Below are 2,687 nucleotides of genomic sequence, written 5' to 3'. Positions count from 1 at the left end.
GTATTATCCGAATGCCATTCTCGCCACTGGGTAAACTCAAACGCCGCTAATGTTACTCCATCAACGGCATGTGTGGCTGGTGTCTGATCAGCTTTGTTTCTCTTGTCCTTGGCTAACCCCAACCACTGTCTAAGCTGGCTGAACGTGAGTAACGAATACTGGGGGACAAAGGACGAATGACATCGGACAAATCAAAAAATCCATCGAAATAGTGGTCAATCTAGGGCTGGTCTAAGTTAGGCTAACAAAAAGGACTTGGAGTTTGGGCAATGTGTATTTGCGTTAACTGCCACTATGTAGACCGATGCACCACCTATAATGCGGTGGAAACCCAGCATCAGCAACCCCATCTGACGGAAACGCCAGATTTTGAGCCGATTGAACCAACCATCAATGTCAACATCCGTCCTCAAGCGGATTTTGTCGAGATGGAATGGGATGTCGTGGGCTGTAACAGCTTTAAGCAAGAAATGGGCAAATGGGCAAAACTGCGTCCAGGTGAGTTGGTGCCAACTTAAAGAGTTGTATCAAAACAACTTCGCTTTTGACATAGTGGAATCAATTTTACGGTTAAATCAATTGGGCGCAAGTCTTTGCGCCCCTACAGTATCATGCCACTACACCTCACCTCATCCCATACCTTGTCTCAACCGATAACCTTAGGGCGTGAGTCCTGTTCGAGTTGACACAATTTGCCAAAATACGTGAAAATGTGATAGGTGATAAATTTTTGTAAAGGGTTTACTGGATGTCTTTTGAGCTGTTATCACTGGAGACAATCCAGGAACTGGCACATCAGTACGGCTATTGGGTTATTTTCTCTGGGATTGCTTTGGAAAATACTGGAGTTCCCCTCCCTGGCGAAACCATTACTCTGGTCGGTGGTTTCTTAGCTGGAAGTGGTGAACTCAATTATTGGTTTGTGCTGGCAAGTGCCATTACTGGAGCTGTTCTGGGTGATAATTGTGGATATTGGATTGGCAAAATAGGCGGTTGGTCATTCTTATTGCGATTAGGAGGTTTCTTTCGCATTCCAGAAGCCCAGCTTGTAGAAGTCAAACGCCAGTTTAGTGAAAATGCCGCTAGAGCGGTGTTTTTTGGGCGATTTGTGGCACTCCTACGCATCTTTGCTGGACCGATGGCAGGAATTGCAGAAATGCCCTACTCTCAATTTTTCGTGTGTAACCTAGCGGGGGCTGCTGTGTGGGCATCCGTTATGGTCAGTTTATCCTTCTTTGTGGGACGGATTATTCCCCTAGAAACCTTAGTCTCTTGGATGGCGAAATTTGGCATCGCGGTACTACTGCTGGTGATTGCTTGGATAGGAGTTTCTATGTGGTTGGAGTCCCGTAAAATCAAAGATGTATCAATTAGCGATCAACCATCAGAGTGACGATTACCGTTAAGCTGCAAACTCTCTCCTTATTGATGTGATTAGAAAAAATTATTAATCCGTCTAAACTCTTAGAAGGAGGGCAAGAACTGAGTTTGGCGCTTAAGCGGGTTTACTTATCCTTAAAATTTCATTAAAAATCTCTCCTCTTCAGCCACTCAATTCTCCTAGATTCAAAATATTCAGCAATTTTACTGAAGCCATTTGCGACAAATGGCTGATGAAATATATCCCTAGGGATGAATAACAATTAAAGACAAGACTGTATAACAAAACAATGGAAACGCCTGTGAATATTAATCTAAGTGGAAAAGACCTCAGTGGCAAGGATCTAACGGGTGCTAACCTTCGGGGTGCTATCCTCGAAAGGACTGACCTGAGTGGCGCTGATTTAAGTGAAGCAGACCTACGGGGCGCTAATCTTAATGGTGCTGACCTCAGCTTAGCCAACCTCAGCTACACGAAATTGACCCGCGCCCAACTCAGGGGTGCTGAATTGCTAGCGGCTGATTTAATCGGTGCTGATCTCAGGGGTGCAGATTTGAGAAATGCAGACCTTAAGGGTGCCGATTTAACGGATGCTGATTTAAGAAGTACTGATTTGAGGGGGGTCAAATTGAGCCGAGTTAACCTCAGAGGTGCTGATTTGAGGGGAGCAAAGTTGAGTAAGGTCTATTTAATGGACGCTAATGTAAGAGGGATAAAGCTGGTAAGCTAACCGCTCTGTTGAACAAAGATTTTAGATTTTAGTGACTTCAAAATGCTAAAATCTAAAATTCGTTGTCTTGTTGCTTAACTTACCTGTTCCCAAATCTCAACCATGATTAAAACGGTTGGTTACTGGGTTTTGAGTTGTCTCACGGCGCTAGTTGTTTGGCTAGTCTTTTCGTTTCCTAGCACGAGTCAACCGCATCCCTCAGGAACGGTGAGGATGGTACTAGCCAACAGGGATAGAGGCGCTGTTGTGTCTTTGGCAAACTCCACAAGAGAGCGATCGCGAAATAATAGTGATACGACTCTACCGTTGAACGACACGTCCTCATCCTCAACCTTACGGGTGATTACGAAGGTTTTTGAGCCATTTGTAATCTATGACAATGGCAACTACAGCGGATTTAGTATCGAACTGTGGGACAAGCTTGCCGAACAAATGGGGGTTAACTAACAGTCGGTAAATATCTAGACAATTACTGACATAACTAGACATTTTCTCGGATATAATCAGGAAATGTCTAGTTTACCCCCCAACAAGCAGCTACTCGACTTTGTGTGACGGTCTTGCAGGTTGCACCGA

Annotated in this window: 4 protein-coding genes; all 4 read left to right on the top strand. The window is 44.5% G+C overall.

All coding sequences use genetic code 11. The features are described 5' to 3' along the window. Positions 1-269 precede the first annotated feature (269 nt). Positions 270-518, top strand: a complete 249-nt coding sequence (locus RIC07_RS38835; RefSeq protein WP_446399178.1) for a Ycf34 family protein — start codon at positions 270-272, stop codon at positions 516-518. Positions 519-748: 230 nt separating this feature from the next. Next, on the top strand, positions 749-1,393 hold the full coding sequence (locus RIC07_RS38830) for a DedA family protein (protein WP_446399177.1): 645 nt from the start codon (positions 749-751) through the stop codon (positions 1,391-1,393). Between the two features lie 277 nt (positions 1,394-1,670). Next, complete coding sequence (locus tag RIC07_RS38825; protein WP_446399176.1) at positions 1,671-2,111, top strand: pentapeptide repeat-containing protein; 441 nt, start codon at positions 1,671-1,673, stop codon at positions 2,109-2,111. Between the two features lie 102 nt (positions 2,112-2,213). Then, on the top strand, positions 2,214-2,558 hold the full coding sequence (locus RIC07_RS38820; protein WP_446399175.1) for a hypothetical protein: 345 nt from the start codon (positions 2,214-2,216) through the stop codon (positions 2,556-2,558). The last annotated feature ends 129 nt before the right edge of the window (positions 2,559-2,687 follow it).

The sequence above is a fragment of the Coleofasciculus sp. E1-EBD-02 genome, assembly GCF_040218245.1.
In the GTDB taxonomy this organism is placed as follows: Bacteria; Cyanobacteriota; Cyanobacteriia; order Cyanobacteriales; family Coleofasciculaceae; genus Coleofasciculus.
The sequence above is the reverse complement of the archived record's forward strand: the minus strand, read 5'-3'. Positions and strand labels throughout refer to the sequence as shown.

Excerpts from the sequence above, each read along its gene's own strand:
- RIC07_RS38835 (WP_446399178.1), top strand. The coding sequence starts at position 270 with ATGTGTATTTGCGTTAACTGCCACTATGTAGACCGATGCACCACCTAT.
- RIC07_RS38830 (WP_446399177.1), top strand. The coding sequence starts at position 749 with ATGTCTTTTGAGCTGTTATCACTGGAGACAATCCAGGAACTGGCACAT.
- RIC07_RS38825 (WP_446399176.1), top strand. The coding sequence starts at position 1,671 with ATGGAAACGCCTGTGAATATTAATCTAAGTGGAAAAGACCTCAGTGGC.
- RIC07_RS38820 (WP_446399175.1), top strand. The coding sequence starts at position 2,214 with ATGATTAAAACGGTTGGTTACTGGGTTTTGAGTTGTCTCACGGCGCTA.